Origin of the sequence: Pseudomonas simiae, assembly GCF_000934565.1 — a bacterium.
In the GTDB taxonomy this organism is placed as follows: domain Bacteria; phylum Pseudomonadota; class Gammaproteobacteria; order Pseudomonadales; family Pseudomonadaceae; genus Aquipseudomonas; species Aquipseudomonas simiae.
Window position 1 is genome coordinate 4,300,243 of sequence record NZ_CP010896.1, and the last position, 15,038, is coordinate 4,315,280.

Below are 15,038 nucleotides of genomic sequence, written 5' to 3' on the forward strand. Positions count from 1 at the left end.
AGACTTGTCAGTATTCCCACTCCGACAAGGCCGTCGCACCATGATCTCCATGTCCTCCTTCCACGCCATGCTTATCCCGATCCTGATCGGCATGATCATGCTTGCCGTAGGCTTCAACTTCCGTGACAAGCCACTCGGCGTGTTTGGCATGTGGATCGGCATGCTGCTGATTCTCGGCACCGTGGTGTACAAGATCCTCGCAAAACTGGCTGAATAACGATTGCGCTCGTACACTCGGTCAACTCGTCGTTTCCAAGGTTGACCGCCTCGTGCTTTCCCGTCTGTTTGCCCTGCCCTGCTATTGCTTGATCGCCCTGCTGACGCTGCTGCCGCTGACGCCTGCCCACGCCGTGGGCTTGCCCGGCCTGCTCGGCAACACCAACAAGACCCAGCCCCAGGCCCAAGTGCCGTTGGGGCAGTCATTGGACGAAGTGATCAAGACCCTGGAAAACGACCAGCAACGCACCCAGTTGCTGAGTGACCTGAAAAAGCTGCGTGAAGCCACGAAAAAAGCCCAACCGGCCGCCGAAGAAGGCGTGCTGGGGTTGATCGGCGGCACCCTGGCCAACCTGGAATCACAGTTTTCCGGGGCCGACAGCCCGCTGGGGCGCTGGTCCAATGAAGTCGACCTGGCCAAGGAAGAACTCAGTGCGCTGATGTTGCCGGCCAACGAATGGCTGCCGATCATTTTCGGTTTTGCTTTGATCCTTGCGGTATGGAGCCTGCTCGCTGCCGCGCTGATCTGGCTCAGCCACCGCGTACGCGAACGCTTCGGCCTGCCTGAAGAGTTGCCGCAACACCCACGCACCTGGGACATGGTGCGTTTCGCCCTGCGTAAACTCGGCCCATGGCTGATCGCCCTGGTGATCACGGTGTACCTGAGCTATGCGCTGCCCTCGTCCCTGGGCAAATCCTTGGCGATGGTATTGGCCTATGCGCTGGTGGTAGGCACCTGTTTCTCGGCGATCTGCGTGATTGCATTTTCCGTGCTCGACGGTCCGCATCGCCATCGCGCGCTGTACATCCTGCGTCATCAGGCTTTCCGCCCGTTGTGGTGGATCGGCAGCTTCGCCGCCTTCGGTGAAGCCTTGAGCGACCCACGGTTGGTCACGGCGCTTGGACAGCACTTGTCCCATACCGCCGCGACCGTCGCCAATGTGATGGCGGCGCTGTCGACCGGGGTGTTCATCCTGCGTTTCCGCCGGCCCATCGCCCACCTGATCCGCAACCAGCCACTGTCGCGCCGCCTCACACGCCGTGCCCTCAGTGACACTATCGAAATCATCGGTTCCTTCTGGTACATCCCGGCGTTGTTGTTGGTGGGCATCTCGCTGTTCGCCACCTTCGTCTCGGCGGGCGATACCAGCACGGCATTGCGCCAGTCGCTGCTGTGCACGGTGCTGCTGGTACTGTGCATGGTGATCAACGGCCTGGTACGCCGTCACGCCCTCAAGCCGCAGCGCGGGCACAAGCGGCATGCGCTGTATTCCGAACGCCTGAAAAGCTTTGTCTACACCCTGGCCCACCTGGTGGTATGGCTGGCGTTTATCGAGTTGGGCTTGCGGGTGTGGGGCCTGTCACTGATCCGCTTTACCGAAGGCGATGGCCATGAAGTCAGCGTCAAGCTGTTTGGGCTGGCAGGGACCTTGCTGTTTGCCTGGTTGATCTGGATCCTCAGCGACACCGCGATCCACCACGCCCTCACCCGCTCGCGCAAGGGCCTGGCCAATGCCCGTGCGCAGACCATGATGCCGTTGATCCGTAACGTGCTGTTCGTGACCATCTTCATCATCGCGGCCATCGTCGCCCTGGCGAACATGGGCATGAACGTCACGCCATTGCTGGCCGGTGCCGGTGTGATCGGCCTGGCTATCGGTTTCGGCGCACAGTCCCTGGTGGCGGACTTGATCACCGGCCTGTTCATCATCATCGAAGACTCCCTGGCCATCGATGACTACGTGGACGTCGGCGGCCACCTTGGCACCGTCGAAGGCCTGACCATCCGCACGGTGCGCCTGCGTGACATCGACGGTATCGTGCACACCATCCCGTTCAGTGAGATCAAGAGCATCAAGAACTACTCACGGGAGTTCGGCTACGCGATCTTCCGGGTGGCGATCCCCTACAACATGGAGATCGACGACGCCATCAAGCTGATGCGCGATGTCGGCCAGAAAATGCGCAACGACCCCTTGCAGCGCCGCAATATCTGGTCGCCGTTGGAGATTCAAGGCGTGGAGAGTTTCGAGTCGGGCAGCGCGATTCTGCGCGCGCGCTTCAAGACCGCGCCGATCAAGCAGTGGGAAGTGTCGCGGGCGTTCAACCTGTCCCTCAAGCGTCATCTGGATGAAGCCGGGCTGGACCTGGCCACGCCGCGCTTGAGTGTGCAGGTAGTGACCGCCGGCACTGTGCAGGAGAAAGATCAACAACAATAAACTCAGGAGAGGTCCTTATGCGTTTAACCGGTCTGACACCCCCATGGGTTTTCGGCGTGCTGTGCGGGGTTGCCAGCAGTGCCGCGATAGCCGCCAGCAGCGGCCAGGACAGTGCCCGTGAGGAAATCGCCGCCCAGGCAAAAGCCCTTGAACCGGCGATGCTGGAAACCCGACGCGACATCCACGCCCACCCGGAACTGGGCAACACGGAAACGCGCACGGCCGAGTTGGTCGCAAAACAACTGCGCGACCTGGGCCTTGAGGTGAAAACCGGCGTCGCCCGTACGGGCGTCGTTGCGGTGCTAAAAGGCGCCCTGCCCGGCCCCACCGTCGCCCTGCGCGCCGACATGGATGCACTGCCGGTGAAGGAAGTCGCCGACCTGCCCTTCGCCTCCAAAGCCAAAGGCACCTACCTGGGCAAGGAGGTTGACGTGATGCACGCCTGCGGCCACGACGCCCACGTCGCCATCCTGCTAAGCACTGCGAAGATTCTGACCGGCATGCGCGAGCGCCTGCCGGGCACCGTGGAGTTCTATTTCCAACCGGCCGAGGAAGGCCCGAGCGACTTCATCCCCGACGGCAAAAACACCTGGGGCGCCAAAATGATGGTGCAGGAAGGCGTGATGCAGTCGCCCAAGCCGGACGCGGTGTTCGGTCTGCATGTGTGGGCGGGTGTGCCCGCCGGTCAGATTGCCTACCGTTCGGGACCGACCCTGGCGAGTTCGGATGACTTGCGCATCAAAATCCTTGGCAAACAGACCCACGCCGGTCGCCCTTGGGATGGCATCGACCCGATCACCGTGGGCGCGCAGACCATTGTCGGCCTACAGACCGTGGTCAGCCGCCGCACCGATATCTCGTCATTCCCGTCGGTGGTGAGCATTGGCACCATCAATGGCGGCACGCGTTACAACATCATTCCGGAGTCGATGGACATGAGCGGCACCATTCGCTCGTACGACTACGGCATCCGCCAGAAACTGCACGCGGATGTACGGCAGACCGTGGAGAAAATCGCCGAAAGCGGTGGCGCCAAGGCCGAAGTCACCATCATCGAGAAATACGATCCCACCATCAACAACCCGGCGCTGACCGAGAAAATGCTGCCAAGCCTGCGCTGGGCGGCCAAGGATGACGTGGTGCAGGGCCCGCTGGTGGGCGGTGCCGAGGACTTCTCGTTTTATGCCAAGGAGGCACCGGGGCTGTTTGTGTTCCTGGGGGTGACGCCGAGGGATCAGGACATGAGCAAGGCGGCGCCGAACCACAATCCGGGGTTCTTCGTGGACGAGTCGGCGTTGGTGGTGGGGGTGAGGACGCTGGCGTCGTTGGCGACGGATTACCTGTACGCCCGCCAACCTCAATAACCCACCTTCCTGTAGGAGCGAGTTTGCTCGCAAAGAACGTTAACGAAAACGCGGGCATGCTGAGTGCCCGCGGTGCCCTTGCGATTTTCGCGAGCAAGCTCGCGCCTACAGAGCGTCTGGGTGGATCAGCCCGCGACCGCGGCCCCGTCCATCTTCTGGCGCAAGCTCAACGGGCGCATATCCGTCCAGACTTCTTCGATGTAGGCCAGGCATTCTTTCTTCATGCCGCTCTTGCCCACCGTCCGCCAGCCTTCCGGCACGGCCTTGTAATCGGGCCAGATGGAATACTGTTCTTCGTGGTTGACCACTACCTGAAACAGGATGTCGTCGCGGTCAAATACTGAGGTCATTGCTGTTCTCCATCGCTGAAAGCCTGGCTGCGCACCGCGCGCAGCACTGATATCTGTAGAAACGTACCAAGCGTGCAAAAAATTAGAGGCTGGCGACCGCCGCTGCCAACGCACGCCCAAAGATGTCCGCCACGAGGTCGACTTCAACGGCAGTGATCACCAGCGGCGGCAGGAAACGCACCACGCTGCCGTGTCGCCCACCCAGTTCCAGGATCAGGCCACGCTTGAGGCATTCACGCTGCACCAGCGGCGCCAATTGGCGATGCACGGGTGGGTGGCCCTGGACATCCAGCGTGCCATTCGGGTCCACCAGTTCCACACCGAGCATCAACCCGCGACCGCGGATATCCCCCAGGTGCGGGAAGTCGCGCTGCAGGATGCGCAGGTGTTCGCCCAGGCGTTCGCCCATCGCGGCCGCGTGACCGGCCAGGTCGTGGTCCTTGAGGTAGCGCATCACCGCCGAACCCGCCGCCATCGCCATCTGATTGCCACGAAAGGTGCCGGCATGGGCGCCCGGCAACCAGGTGTCGAGCCAGTCGCGATACACCACCACCGCCAGTGGCAGGCTGCCACCAATGGCCTTGGACATCACCACCACATCCGGAATGATGCCGGCGTGTTCGAAGGCAAACAGCTTGCCGGTGCGGCCAAAACCACTTTGGATTTCATCCACGATCAGCGCCACGCCCGCCTGTTCGGTGATTCGGCGCAGACCGCGCAGCCAGTCGAGATCAGCTGGAATCACACCGCCCTCGCCCTGCACCACTTCGACAATCACCGCCGCCGGCAGCAAAACGCCCGCCTCGGGATCATTCAGCAGGTTGTCCAGGTAATGCAGGTTGACCCGCACGCCTTCCGCGCCCCCCAGGCCGAACGGGCAACGGTAGTCGTAGGGGTACGGCAAAAACTGCACGCCATTACCGAGCAAGGCACCCAAAGGCTTCTTTGGCCCCAGGCTACCCATCAGGCTCAAGGCGCCCTGGCTCATGCCGTGGTAACCGCCCTGGAAAGACAACACCGTGCTGCGCCCGGTGGCAGTGCGCACCAACTTCAATGCGGCTTCCACCGCATCGGTGCCGGTGGGACCACAGAACTGGATTTTCGCTTCCCGCGCCAACGCTGGCGGCAACAGGCCGAACAGGTCCTGTACGAATTGATCCTTGACCGGCGTCGTCAGGTCCAGGGTGTGCAGTGGCAACTCATCAGCCAGTACCTGCTGGATTGCCTCGATCACCACCGGGTGGTTATGCCCCAGCGCCAACGTGCCCGCACCGGCCAGGCAGTCGATGAAACGGCGGCCTTCCACATCTTCAACGTAGAGGCCCTTGGCGCGCTTGAGCGCCAGGGGGATACGCCGAGGGTAGCTGCGGGCATTGGATTCCTGCTGGCGCTGACGGGCGAGCAGCGGGGTTTCGTCGAACTGGTAAAGCGTTTCATGCACCTGGACGTCTTCGATACGGCTGGTAGCGACTGACATTTCTCGATCCCTCAATACGCTGATGATGGTGACCAAACTGCCGATCCGCTGGCGTCTGGCCCAAGGGGCATGCGCACGGATTTCCTGTTCTGGAAACGCACCAGCATCAGGAGGATTTACTCCTCCGGTCGCGAAATACCGTCAACCACACAACCCCAGATACTTTTCATTCAACGCATAAAGAATCGCGCAGGTCTGCGCGTCCAGGGACCCCGAGTAATCCCGTGGGCGAAAGTGCATCTGAAACGCCCGCGTGCGCTGTTCAAACCCCTGCCGATTCTTCGCAGGCGCATACCCATAGCGCTGAAACGCGCGCTCCACCTCGACTTCCGACGGCAACCCGAGGCAAAAGCGGCGTTGATACATCGCCTGGGTCGCCTCATCAAACCAGGCCCCCACGCCGGCGTCATGCAAACGCCGCCACGGCAGACATGGTCCTGGATCGCTCTTGCGGCTGAACGCAACGTCCGAATGCCCGAGAATGTCGGTAGGCCCAATCTGTGGGTAACGCCCGAGAATGTCGCGCACCAAGGCAATCAACACCTGGGTTTGTTCCTCACCATAGGCTGGAAAGGTGAATACGCCGCCGTCATCCCGTGCCAGGTTGACGATCTCGATGCCGATCGAGCGACTGTTGAGATTGTCGCGCCCCGCCCAGTGGCTCACCCCGGCATGCCAGGCGCGCTTGTCTTCTTCCACCAACCGGAACACCCGCAATTCTTCATAGCCTGCGTCGCGATAGCGGGGATCGTCAGGGTCGGGCAGCAAATAGTGTGCACTCACGCCATCCTGGGTCAGGGTACGCAGGGAGGAGGCAAAAGGGGCCGCGGTGTAATGCAGGATCACCTGCCGCACGGGCTCGCCGTTACGTTCGTTGAAGCCTTTGGCGGGGAAACTGGTATCGATGACCAACATGAGAACCATCCTTTTCAATACAGGCCGAGTCGTTCAGCCCGTTCAAGCGCAAAAAAATTACCGCCATCCTGAAGGCTTGATCCTCAAGAGGGCGGTAACTATGTGGCGCGTGAAAGAAAAGTGATCAGCGTCGCAGCGGCATCCCCAGGTCGACGCGCAGGCCATCCGGCTGGCTGTCGAACTTCAACGAGCAAGAACAGCGCTGCACAATCGCTTGCACAATCGCCAGGCCCAGGCCGCAGCCTTCGCTGTTGCCATTGCGCCAGAAGCGCTGGGTCAGGTATTGCAGGTCCTCCGGCGAAATCTGCTTGCCGTGGTCACGCACGCGAAACACGACGTTATCGGCGTCGGTCGTCACGCTGAGCGCCACCCGCGTGTTCGCCGGCGTGTGGCGCAGTGCGTTGTCCAGCAGGTTGCGCAGGGCTGCGACCGCCAGGCCCACTGGCATTTCCACCGGGGTAGCCGAAAGGTTTTCCGGCAGGATCAGGTCGATGCGCGTGTTATCACCGGCATTGGCATCCTGGATGGCCAGCCGTGCCACGTCCTCGGCACTGGAGTGCATACCATCGTCAAATGAGAGGTTGCCTTCTACCCGCGCCAGCAACAGCAATTGCTCCAGGGTGCGGTGCAGGCGGTCCGCGCCTTCCTCGGCGTGGGCGAGGGATTGGTCGCGGGCTGCGCCGTCGGTCATGCGCGCCACTTGCAGGTGGGTCTTGATCGCCGTCAGCGGGCTGCGCAGCTCGTGGGCGGCGTCGCCGGTGAGGCGACGTTCACGCTCGATGGTTTTGGCGATGCGTTGCAACAATTGGTTCTGGGTGTCGAGCAGCGGCTTGAGTTCGCTGGGCAACGGGTGGATCTGCAGCGGTTCAAGGGAGTCGGCACTGCGCCGCATCAAGGCGTCACGCATGCGGTTGAGCGGTACCAGGCTCTGACCGATGCCCAGCCACAACAGGCACAGGCAGCCGAGCATGGCAACGCCCACTGGCACCGAAGCGGCCAGCAGGATCGACAGGTTCAAAGCCTCACGTTCGACTTGACGGTCGGCCGTGGTGATCAACAGGTCGCCACGGGAAAGCGTGAAGCTGCGCCAGTTCACACCATCGATCAGCTGATCACGAAAACCACTCTGGCGCGATTCCAGGCCTTCATCCGGCGTGGCATGGCTGCGCGCCAACACTTCGCCGCGCAAGGAGCTGACCTGGCACGCCATGCCGCCCGGCACATTCAGCTGTGCCCCATGAAAATGCGCACCACCGCTCACACTGGCCAGGCCCGGCATCTGCTCGGTCAGCCCCGCCACCATGCGCGCCGACGCCACCAGGCGTTGATCGAGGGAGAACATCATCTGGTTACGCAGATCGTTGAGCATCCAGGCCGCCGCCAGGGCCCAGATCAACACAAAAGCAGCGCCCAGCTTGAATGTCAGGCGCAGGCGCAGGCTTTTCACGATGCGTCCTCGCCCCCGTCCGCCGGGCCCAGACGATAGCCGAGACCGCGCACGGTCTCGACAATGCCATTGCCCAATTTGCGTCGCAGGTGGTGGATATGCACGTTGAGGGCGTTGCTTTCCAACTCGTCGTTGAAGCCGTAGACGCTGTCCTTGAGTTGCTCGCTGGACAGCACCCGACCTTTGTTGTGCAGCAGGGCTTGCAACAGCGCCTGTTCGCGGCGCGACAGGTCTACCGGCTCGCCCCCCAGGAAAGTCTCACGGCTGCTGGGGTCGTAGGCCAGTCGGCCATGCTCGATCAGGTTGACGCTGCGCCCCGCCACCCGGCGCAGCAGGGTTTGCAGGCGCGCGGCGAGTTCGCGCAGGTCGAAGGGTTTGAGCAGGTAGTCATCGGCGCCGGCTTGCAGGCCGTCGACGCGGTTGGTTACCGAATCGCGCGCGGTGAGGATCAGCACCGGGATTTCCAGGCCCTGGCTGCGCTGTTGCTGCAGCAGCTTGAGGCCGTCTTCGTCCGGCAGGCCGAGGTCGAGCACCATGATGTCGAACGTGGCCGCCCTGAGCATCGCGCGCGCGGCACCGGCCGAGGCCACACGCTCCACGGTAAAACCTTGCGCGGTCAGGCCGGCCACGATGCCGCTGGCGATCAGTTCGTCGTCTTCACAGACCAGTACGTGCATGGTGAACCCTTCATAAAAGATCGGGTGATTAAAAGTGCGGCGGATTAAGTGCAGATTATGCCGCTAAACCACCCACACTCAATCTAGAATAGCCTCGGTTAATCATCGGTTAATCAACGCCACACATTGTGTGCCTACTTGCATCGAACTAAGGCTTGACCATGCGGCATTTGTTTACCTTTCTGCTGGTGTTGTTCGCGGGGTTCGCCCAGGCCGCGCCGGGCAACCCATTTGAGACCAAACCCGACTTCCTGCCGGTGGGCAAAGCCTTCACTTTTACCTCCGAACGTCTTGAAAGTGGCGAGACCCAGCTGTATTGGCAGATTGCCGACGGTTATTACCTGTACAAGCAGCGCATGAAGTTCGATGGACTGGCCAAACAGCCCACGTTGCCGCAAGGCGAGGCCCATAGCGATGAATTCTTCGGCGACCAGGAAGTGTATCGCCAAGGCCTGGAAGTGAAGATTCCGGCCGGCGCCACCGGCCAGGTCAAACTGGGCTGGCAGGGCTGCGCCGATGCGGGCCTGTGCTATCCGCCGCAGTCGATCACCGTGGACCTGGGGGGCAACCCGGCCGTCGCCGCGACCGCCGAAGCCCAGGACCAAAGCCTGGCCAGTGGCCTGCAACAACGCAGTCTGGGCTGGAGCCTGCTGATATTTTTCGGCCTGGGACTGCTGTTGGCCTTTGCGCCGTGTTCATTGCCGATGCTGCCGATTCTCGCCGGTTTGGTGGTTGGCAGTGGCGCCAGCCCGCGTCGTGGGTTTGCCTTGGCCAGCAGCTACGTCGTGTGCATGGCACTGGTGTATGCCGCGCTCGGCGTGCTGGCGGCCTTGCTGGGTGGCAACCTTGCCGCCTGGCTGCAGACGCCGTGGATTCTCGGCAGCTTCGCCGCCCTGTTCGTGCTGCTGGCCCTGCCGATGTTTGGTTTCTTTGAACTGCAACTGCCGGCGTTCCTGCGCGATCGTCTGGACAACGTCAGCCGCCAGCAAAGCGGCGGCAGCCTGGTCGGCGCAGGGATTCTCGGCGCATTGTCCGGCCTGCTGGTGGGCCCATGCATGACCGCCCCCCTGGCCGGTGCCCTGCTGTACATCGCCCAGAGCGGCAACGCGTTACACGGTGGCCTGATCCTGTTCGCCATGGGCATCGGCATCGGCATTCCGCTGTTGTTGCTGGTGACCGTGGGCAATCGCTTCCTGCCCAAGCCGGGCACCTGGATGAATGTGCTCAAGGGCATCTTCGGCTTCCTGTTCCTCGGCACCGCCGTGCTGATGATCCGCCCGGTGGTCGATGAAAGCCTGTGGATCGGCCTGTGGGGCACGCTCGCGCTGGTGATGGCCTACTGCGGCTGGACCCTGGCCCGCGAATACGGCCTGGCCGCCAAGGTGTTCGGCGCCGGTTCCCTGGTGCTCGGCCTGTGGGGCACACTGCTGGTGGTGGGCGCCGCCGGTGGCAGCGATGACCTGTGGCAACCGCTGAAGGTCTACAGCGCTTCGCGGACCGCCGCCGCACCGAGCGCCCACGATGCCTTCATGACCATCAACGATCCCGTCGTGCTGCAAAGCCAGCTCGACAGCGCCAAGGCTCAAGGCCAGTGGGTGCTGGTGGACTATTACGCCGACTGGTGCGTGTCGTGCAAGATCATGGAAAAGCAGGTGTTCGGCAAACCCGAGGTGATGGATGCCCTGAAAGACGTACGCCTGCTGCGCCTGGACGTTACCGCCGACAATGCCGCCAGCCGAGAGCTGCTCGGCCGCTACAAAGTGCCTGGCCCACCGAGCTTCGTGTGGATCGGCCCGGACGGTGAAGAACGCCGCGCCCAACGCATCACTGGCGAAGTGGATGCCGCCGCCTTCCTGCAACGCTGGACGCAAACCCGGGACGCCCTCTGAATGCTGACCCTGACCATCGGCACCTTCGCCATCGCCCTGAATCACATCCTGCTGATCAGCGCGCTGATTCTCGCCACCCTGGTGGGCTGGCGCGTGGCCAAGCGTGGTGGTGAAAACCCGGAATCGGTGCTGTTCAGCCTCTTCCTGCTGGGCATGCTGGTGGCCCGCGTCAGCTTTGTGCTGATGTACTGGAGCGATTACAGCCAAGCCCCACTGCAGATGGTCGACCTGCGCGACGGCGGTTTCCTCGCCTGGCCGGGCGTGATCGCGCTGATCCTGGGTGCGCTGCTCTACGGCCGGCGGCGTCCAGCCCTGCGCAAGCCGCTGGGCGCTGGGGTGATCACCGGCCTGGTGTTCTGGGGCCTGACCAGCCTGTCCCTGAGCCTGTACGACAAAGGCTCGCAACTGCCGGACATCACCTTGCGCAACGCCGATGGCGACGTGGTGCAACTGGCCGATTACAAAGGCGGCCCGCTGGTGATCAACCTGTGGGCCACCTGGTGCCCGCCATGCCGCCGCGAGATGCCGGTGCTGGAACGTGCCCAACATCAACGTCCCGACGTGACCTTCCTGTTCGTCAACCAGGCCGAAAGCATGCAAAGCGTCAGCACCTTCCTCGCCACACAAGGCCTGACTCTGGACAACATCCTGTTCGACGCCAGCGGTCGCCTCGGCCAGGCCGTGGGCTCGATGGCCTTGCCCACCACGTTGTTCTATCAAGCCGATGGACGCCTGATCAACAGCCACCTCGGCGAACTGTCCCAGGCCAGCCTGGCCCGCGCCATGGAACCCTTCGACTCCGCTCCTGCTGCCACAAGGAAACCGACATGCCCCGCCTCTGCCACCTGCTGACCCTGCTGCCGCTGACGCTTGCAGCCACCCTGGCCCAGGCCGCTGACTGGCCAGCACCGATCAAACAGATCGAGGCCAAAGGCGCCAAGATCCTCGGCAAGTTCGACGCCCCCAGCGGTCTCACCGGCTACGCCGCCCAGTACCAGAATCGCGGCATGGCCCTGTACCTGACCGCCGACGGCAAAAGCGTGATTGCCGGTAGCCTGTACGACGCCCAAGGCAATGACCTGAGCAGCGCGCCCCTGGAAAAACTGGTGTATGCACCGATGGCCAAGGAAGTCTGGGCCAAGATGGAAAAAAGCAGCTGGATCCAGGACGGCGACGTTAAAGCCCCACGCATCGTCTACCTGTTCAGCGACCCTAACTGCCCTTACTGCAACATGTTCTGGGAACAAGCCCGTCCGTGGATAAAAGCCGGCAAAGTGCAGTTGCGCCACATCATGGTCGGCATCATCCGCGAAGACAGCCCCGGCAAATCCGCCGCGCTGTTTGCCGCCAAAGACCCGCAAAAGGCCCTGGAAGAACACGAAGCCGCCGGTAAGGGCAGCAAGTTGCAGGCGTTGGAGAAGATTCCGGCGGATATCGAGGCCAAGCTTGATGGGAACATGAAATTGATGGATGGGCTGGAGTTGTCGGCGACGCCGGCTATCTTCTATCTGGATGACAAGGGTGGGTTGCAGCAACAGCAGGGGGCACCTTCGCCGGAGAAGTTGGGGAAGATATTGGGGCCGAAATAAAGCACTCTTCCTTATGAATAAGGTCTCCAACTATCAGAGACCTTATCCTGATGCGGCTCAGTGAGACGTAATTAAACTTCGTAAAGTCTGAGCCAAGTCACCCTGAAGTCGTTGCCATTTTGGAACCCCATCCGGCGATTGTCGACGCTGAGCCTTGCAGTGTTTGAAGTTGCCTTGAACGTCCCTCCGAGTAACTCCCAGTCTAAACCAGGCGCTATTACCTCGGTTAAATCGGCTCTATTAACAGTTAGCGCCATCAGAGGCGAAACACCTGAGCTACCGTCATTACAGACCCAGGCTAGGAATTGATATGAGCGTCCCACTTCCAGATTGTTGAACGTCTTGAACAGTTTTTCGCTATCCGTAGCAGGATCCTTTGTATCTGTATAACTCCAGTCACGCAGCCAATAGCCGTTCCAGAAACCATGTGATCCGAAAGCAAGTGCTAGATCCCTGGGGTCAGCGGCGCCACGGCCTCTTTCCCAACCATTCCAACCCTTCTCATCCGGATCGAAGTTAGTTTCATCAATCAAACGCTTGCGAAAGATCAACTTGAGCAAAGGAAAGACGATCGCCTTCGTCACGTCAGTACTACCGTCTACAGTCACCTTGAATTCAAAGGTCAGTTCCACGTTGCTAACGTAATTTGTCAGCTCTAGCCGCGACAGTTCACGCGATAATCCGTTAGTCAGGTCTCCAGCAGTGATGATCTCAGCGTGCATTACCTTAATCACGAGTTCAGTCCCATCTTCCTGAATACCCGTGCACTGCAGCCAACCTCTGTGCCCGACCCGCATGAACCACCATTTCGGCACGGTAATGACGGCATCCCCGAAAAATGCGCTCAAATCCAAAATACCCTTTTGGGTAGCGGGCGGCGTAGCCTGCTCCACAGCGGGCGGCGGCAAGTATCTCGGCAAACTGATCGTCAGGTTCAACGGCAGTGACGTCTGTGCCTTACACGCGGGGGTCACGGTGTAAGTGATTTGCACGGTTTTGCCCATGCTTTCGATCACGGCTTCCGGCGGCAGAGTGAAGATGACTGCCCCCGCCGTACTGCCGGGTTTGGAAGCCAACGGCCAGCAAGTGCCATCCGGTTTTTTCCAGCAAACACTGATGCTGTGCCTGCTGTTGTTTTTTGGGTAATCCACTTCGACATCTACACCGTAGCGCCCATTCCAGGCGGTCAGGTCGGAGCCATCAGCTTGCCTCACCGCAGGCATAGGAAGCGACAGAGGCTCCTGCTCGATTTTGAAGGTCTGAGCAGGAAACTCATAGGCGTTCTCTAGCCCACTCGCCTCACAAAAGCTCGCCGAGAAGTGCAGTTTAAATTCGCTGCAATCGGCCAGCTTTTGAAGTTCAGTCCTTGGAATAGGCGCCTCAACTCCTCGAGCCTTCCAGTCGTCAGTAACGGGCTCATCCAGCAAAATGTCGTACCGGTAAGCGCTGCCGTCCTCGTATTCACCCGAGATCCACATCCAACAAAAACTTGAGCACTCGGCATACGCCCATACAGGCACTGTAGCCAGTGCGGCCCCTGGGAATATATTGAGGTCTACCGTGCCGTTAGTTGCCTCTTCAATATTCGGGTGAATGAACCGGGGCACCGAAACACTGACCAACTGTGCAGGTGATAGCTGTTCTTGTTCGTTGAAGGCAACCGTGTAGGTCAGCGTCATCGACTGGTTGAACAAACAAGCAACGATACAGGGCGATAGTTTGACCGACGCCGGATCCCCGTCATATTCAATGGTCACGCAACCCAACGGTCTCTGCTCGAAACCAGGTCCGCTCACAAAAAAGCAGACACGATCGTCCGCATACGTATCCAGGTCACTTACATCTACAGTCCCTCCGTCTCTGGTGAGTTCAGGATTAAGGCACCAACCACCGTTGTACTCCACAGACTGCCGCAGATGGGGTGCCTTTAGGTCTAGCCGAGGGTCAACAATTAAAGCAGCAGTTCGGCGATATTGAATTTCGAGCGCATTCCTCGGCAAGCGCGTCTCCAGGTGCGGGTCAACCTCGGCGGGAGGCTGGGCCTCCAAGTCGTTCGTGATCCAGCCACATTGAAGGGTAAGCGATCGCCATGGTTTGCGTCGCGCCAACCAACCACGGCGAATTGGGAACTGAAGTACGTTGCCCGGGACAGCATCTTCAGGCGTTAACTTATAGCCATAAACCACTGTGTAAAACACATGCCGAGGAGCGTCCTGCTCGGTAGCCGCAGTGCAGTAAAGCTTATCCCCCGCTTTGGCAAGAGGCGGGACCGGCACAAGAACCGTCTCATCGCCTGTGTGATCGTGCATGTCATAGGTAGGCGTGTTATGCACGATTTTTTCGTGAAGTAAGTAAGGTGCAAGATTTTGACTTTCACTGGCAGGGTAAAACGCTACCCCCACCTCCTTGACCAACGACTCCACGGCCTGCCCTTGTGACTTCCCCGAATATGAAATGAGAGCCGTGAACCCCATGAGTTTCGTCAAGTAAGCCAAAGGGATGTCTATCTTCCGGGCCCCTGACTCACCGCTTGAATCCACAACATCCTCAAGTACCAGCTCAGGCACCTCCTTTGCGCTGAACTTGACTGTGATGGGCGGGTTGTCCATGCGTGCGTCAACGGTCAGGTAGGAGTCCGGCATTTTGGAGGGTTCGATGATGCTATTCACCTCACTGGAAATTAACGGAGCGGCAACTTCCAGAGCTTGGGGCTTGATCGACTTTGGTGTTTTTGCATCGACAGGATCTGAGGGAACTTCAGCTGTTGTTTTTTCTTTAGCCATGACAGGAACTCCATGTTCGAGGGGTTATGGCCCTCAGCCAGTCCGAGGCCGAGAGCCGCCCTTTAGTGAGCGCCTTTGATGCACCTTCGCCTACTGTCAGAATTAACAGTTC

General features: G+C 60.6%; 12 protein-coding genes. 6 read left to right on the top strand and 6 right to left on the bottom strand.

Going from position 1 to position 15,038, the window contains the following annotated elements:
* Window positions 1-40 precede the first annotated feature (40 nt).
* Genes PF1751_RS29300 through PF1751_RS19505 form a run of 3 tightly spaced genes read left to right on the top strand, consistent with a single transcriptional unit; the run spans window position 41 to window position 3,799 of the window.
* On the top strand, window positions 41-217 hold the full coding sequence (locus PF1751_RS29300) for a hypothetical protein (protein ID WP_010208820.1): 177 nt from the start codon (window positions 41-43) through the stop codon (window positions 215-217).
* Window positions 218-269: 52 nt separating this feature from the next.
* Entirely contained in the window at window positions 270-2,435 is a 2,166-nt protein-coding gene (locus PF1751_RS19500) for a mechanosensitive ion channel family protein (protein WP_010208819.1), read from the top strand.
* Between the two features lie 17 nt (window positions 2,436-2,452).
* On the top strand, window positions 2,453-3,799 hold the full coding sequence (locus PF1751_RS19505) for an amidohydrolase (protein ID WP_010208818.1): 1,347 nt from the start codon (window positions 2,453-2,455) through the stop codon (window positions 3,797-3,799).
* A 125-nt stretch (window positions 3,800-3,924) separates the two neighbouring features.
* On the opposite strand, the gene PF1751_RS19510 is transcribed toward PF1751_RS19505, so the two are convergent.
* The 5 genes from PF1751_RS19510 to PF1751_RS19530 form a co-directional block, all read right to left on the bottom strand.
* Window positions 3,925-4,149, bottom strand: coding sequence for an MbtH family protein (locus PF1751_RS19510; RefSeq protein WP_010208817.1), 225 nt, complete (start codon window positions 4,147-4,149; stop codon window positions 3,925-3,927).
* Window positions 4,150-4,231: 82 nt separating this feature from the next.
* The gene (locus PF1751_RS19515; RefSeq protein WP_010208816.1) at window positions 4,232-5,626 is read right to left on the bottom strand and encodes an aspartate aminotransferase family protein; all 1,395 of its coding nucleotides are present in this window, start codon (window positions 5,624-5,626) and stop codon (window positions 4,232-4,234) included.
* A 141-nt stretch (window positions 5,627-5,767) separates the two neighbouring features.
* The gene (locus PF1751_RS19520; RefSeq protein ID WP_010208815.1) at window positions 5,768-6,541 is read right to left on the bottom strand and encodes an N-acetylmuramoyl-L-alanine amidase; all 774 of its coding nucleotides are present in this window, start codon (window positions 6,539-6,541) and stop codon (window positions 5,768-5,770) included.
* A 124-nt stretch (window positions 6,542-6,665) separates the two neighbouring features.
* Entirely contained in the window at window positions 6,666-7,988 is a 1,323-nt protein-coding gene (locus tag PF1751_RS19525) for an ATP-binding protein (protein WP_010208814.1), read from the bottom strand.
* Complete coding sequence (locus PF1751_RS19530) at window positions 7,985-8,665, bottom strand: response regulator (protein ID WP_010208813.1); 681 nt, start codon at window positions 8,663-8,665, stop codon at window positions 7,985-7,987. The genes PF1751_RS19525 and PF1751_RS19530 overlap by 4 nt, the downstream gene beginning before the upstream one ends.
* A gap of 161 nt (window positions 8,666-8,826) precedes the next feature.
* Here PF1751_RS19530 and dsbD point away from each other — a divergent pair, with 161 nt between their 5' ends.
* Genes dsbD through dsbG form a run of 3 tightly spaced genes read left to right on the top strand, consistent with a single transcriptional unit; the run spans window position 8,827 to window position 12,143 of the window.
* The gene (dsbD, locus tag PF1751_RS19535; RefSeq protein WP_010208812.1) at window positions 8,827-10,554 is read left to right on the top strand and encodes a protein-disulfide reductase DsbD; all 1,728 of its coding nucleotides are present in this window, start codon (window positions 8,827-8,829) and stop codon (window positions 10,552-10,554) included.
* The gene (locus tag PF1751_RS19540; RefSeq protein ID WP_010208811.1) at window positions 10,555-11,406 is read left to right on the top strand and encodes a TlpA disulfide reductase family protein; all 852 of its coding nucleotides are present in this window, start codon (window positions 10,555-10,557) and stop codon (window positions 11,404-11,406) included. It abuts the gene before it with no gap.
* Window positions 11,382-12,143, top strand: a complete 762-nt coding sequence (gene dsbG, locus PF1751_RS19545; protein WP_010208810.1) for a thiol:disulfide interchange protein DsbG — start codon at window positions 11,382-11,384, stop codon at window positions 12,141-12,143. The genes PF1751_RS19540 and dsbG overlap by 25 nt, the downstream gene beginning before the upstream one ends.
* Before the next feature lie 71 nt (window positions 12,144-12,214).
* Here dsbG and PF1751_RS19550 read toward each other — a convergent pair whose 3' ends face one another.
* Entirely contained in the window at window positions 12,215-14,926 is a 2,712-nt protein-coding gene (locus PF1751_RS19550) for a hypothetical protein (RefSeq protein WP_010208809.1), read from the bottom strand.
* Window positions 14,927-15,038: the final 112 nt, after the last annotated feature.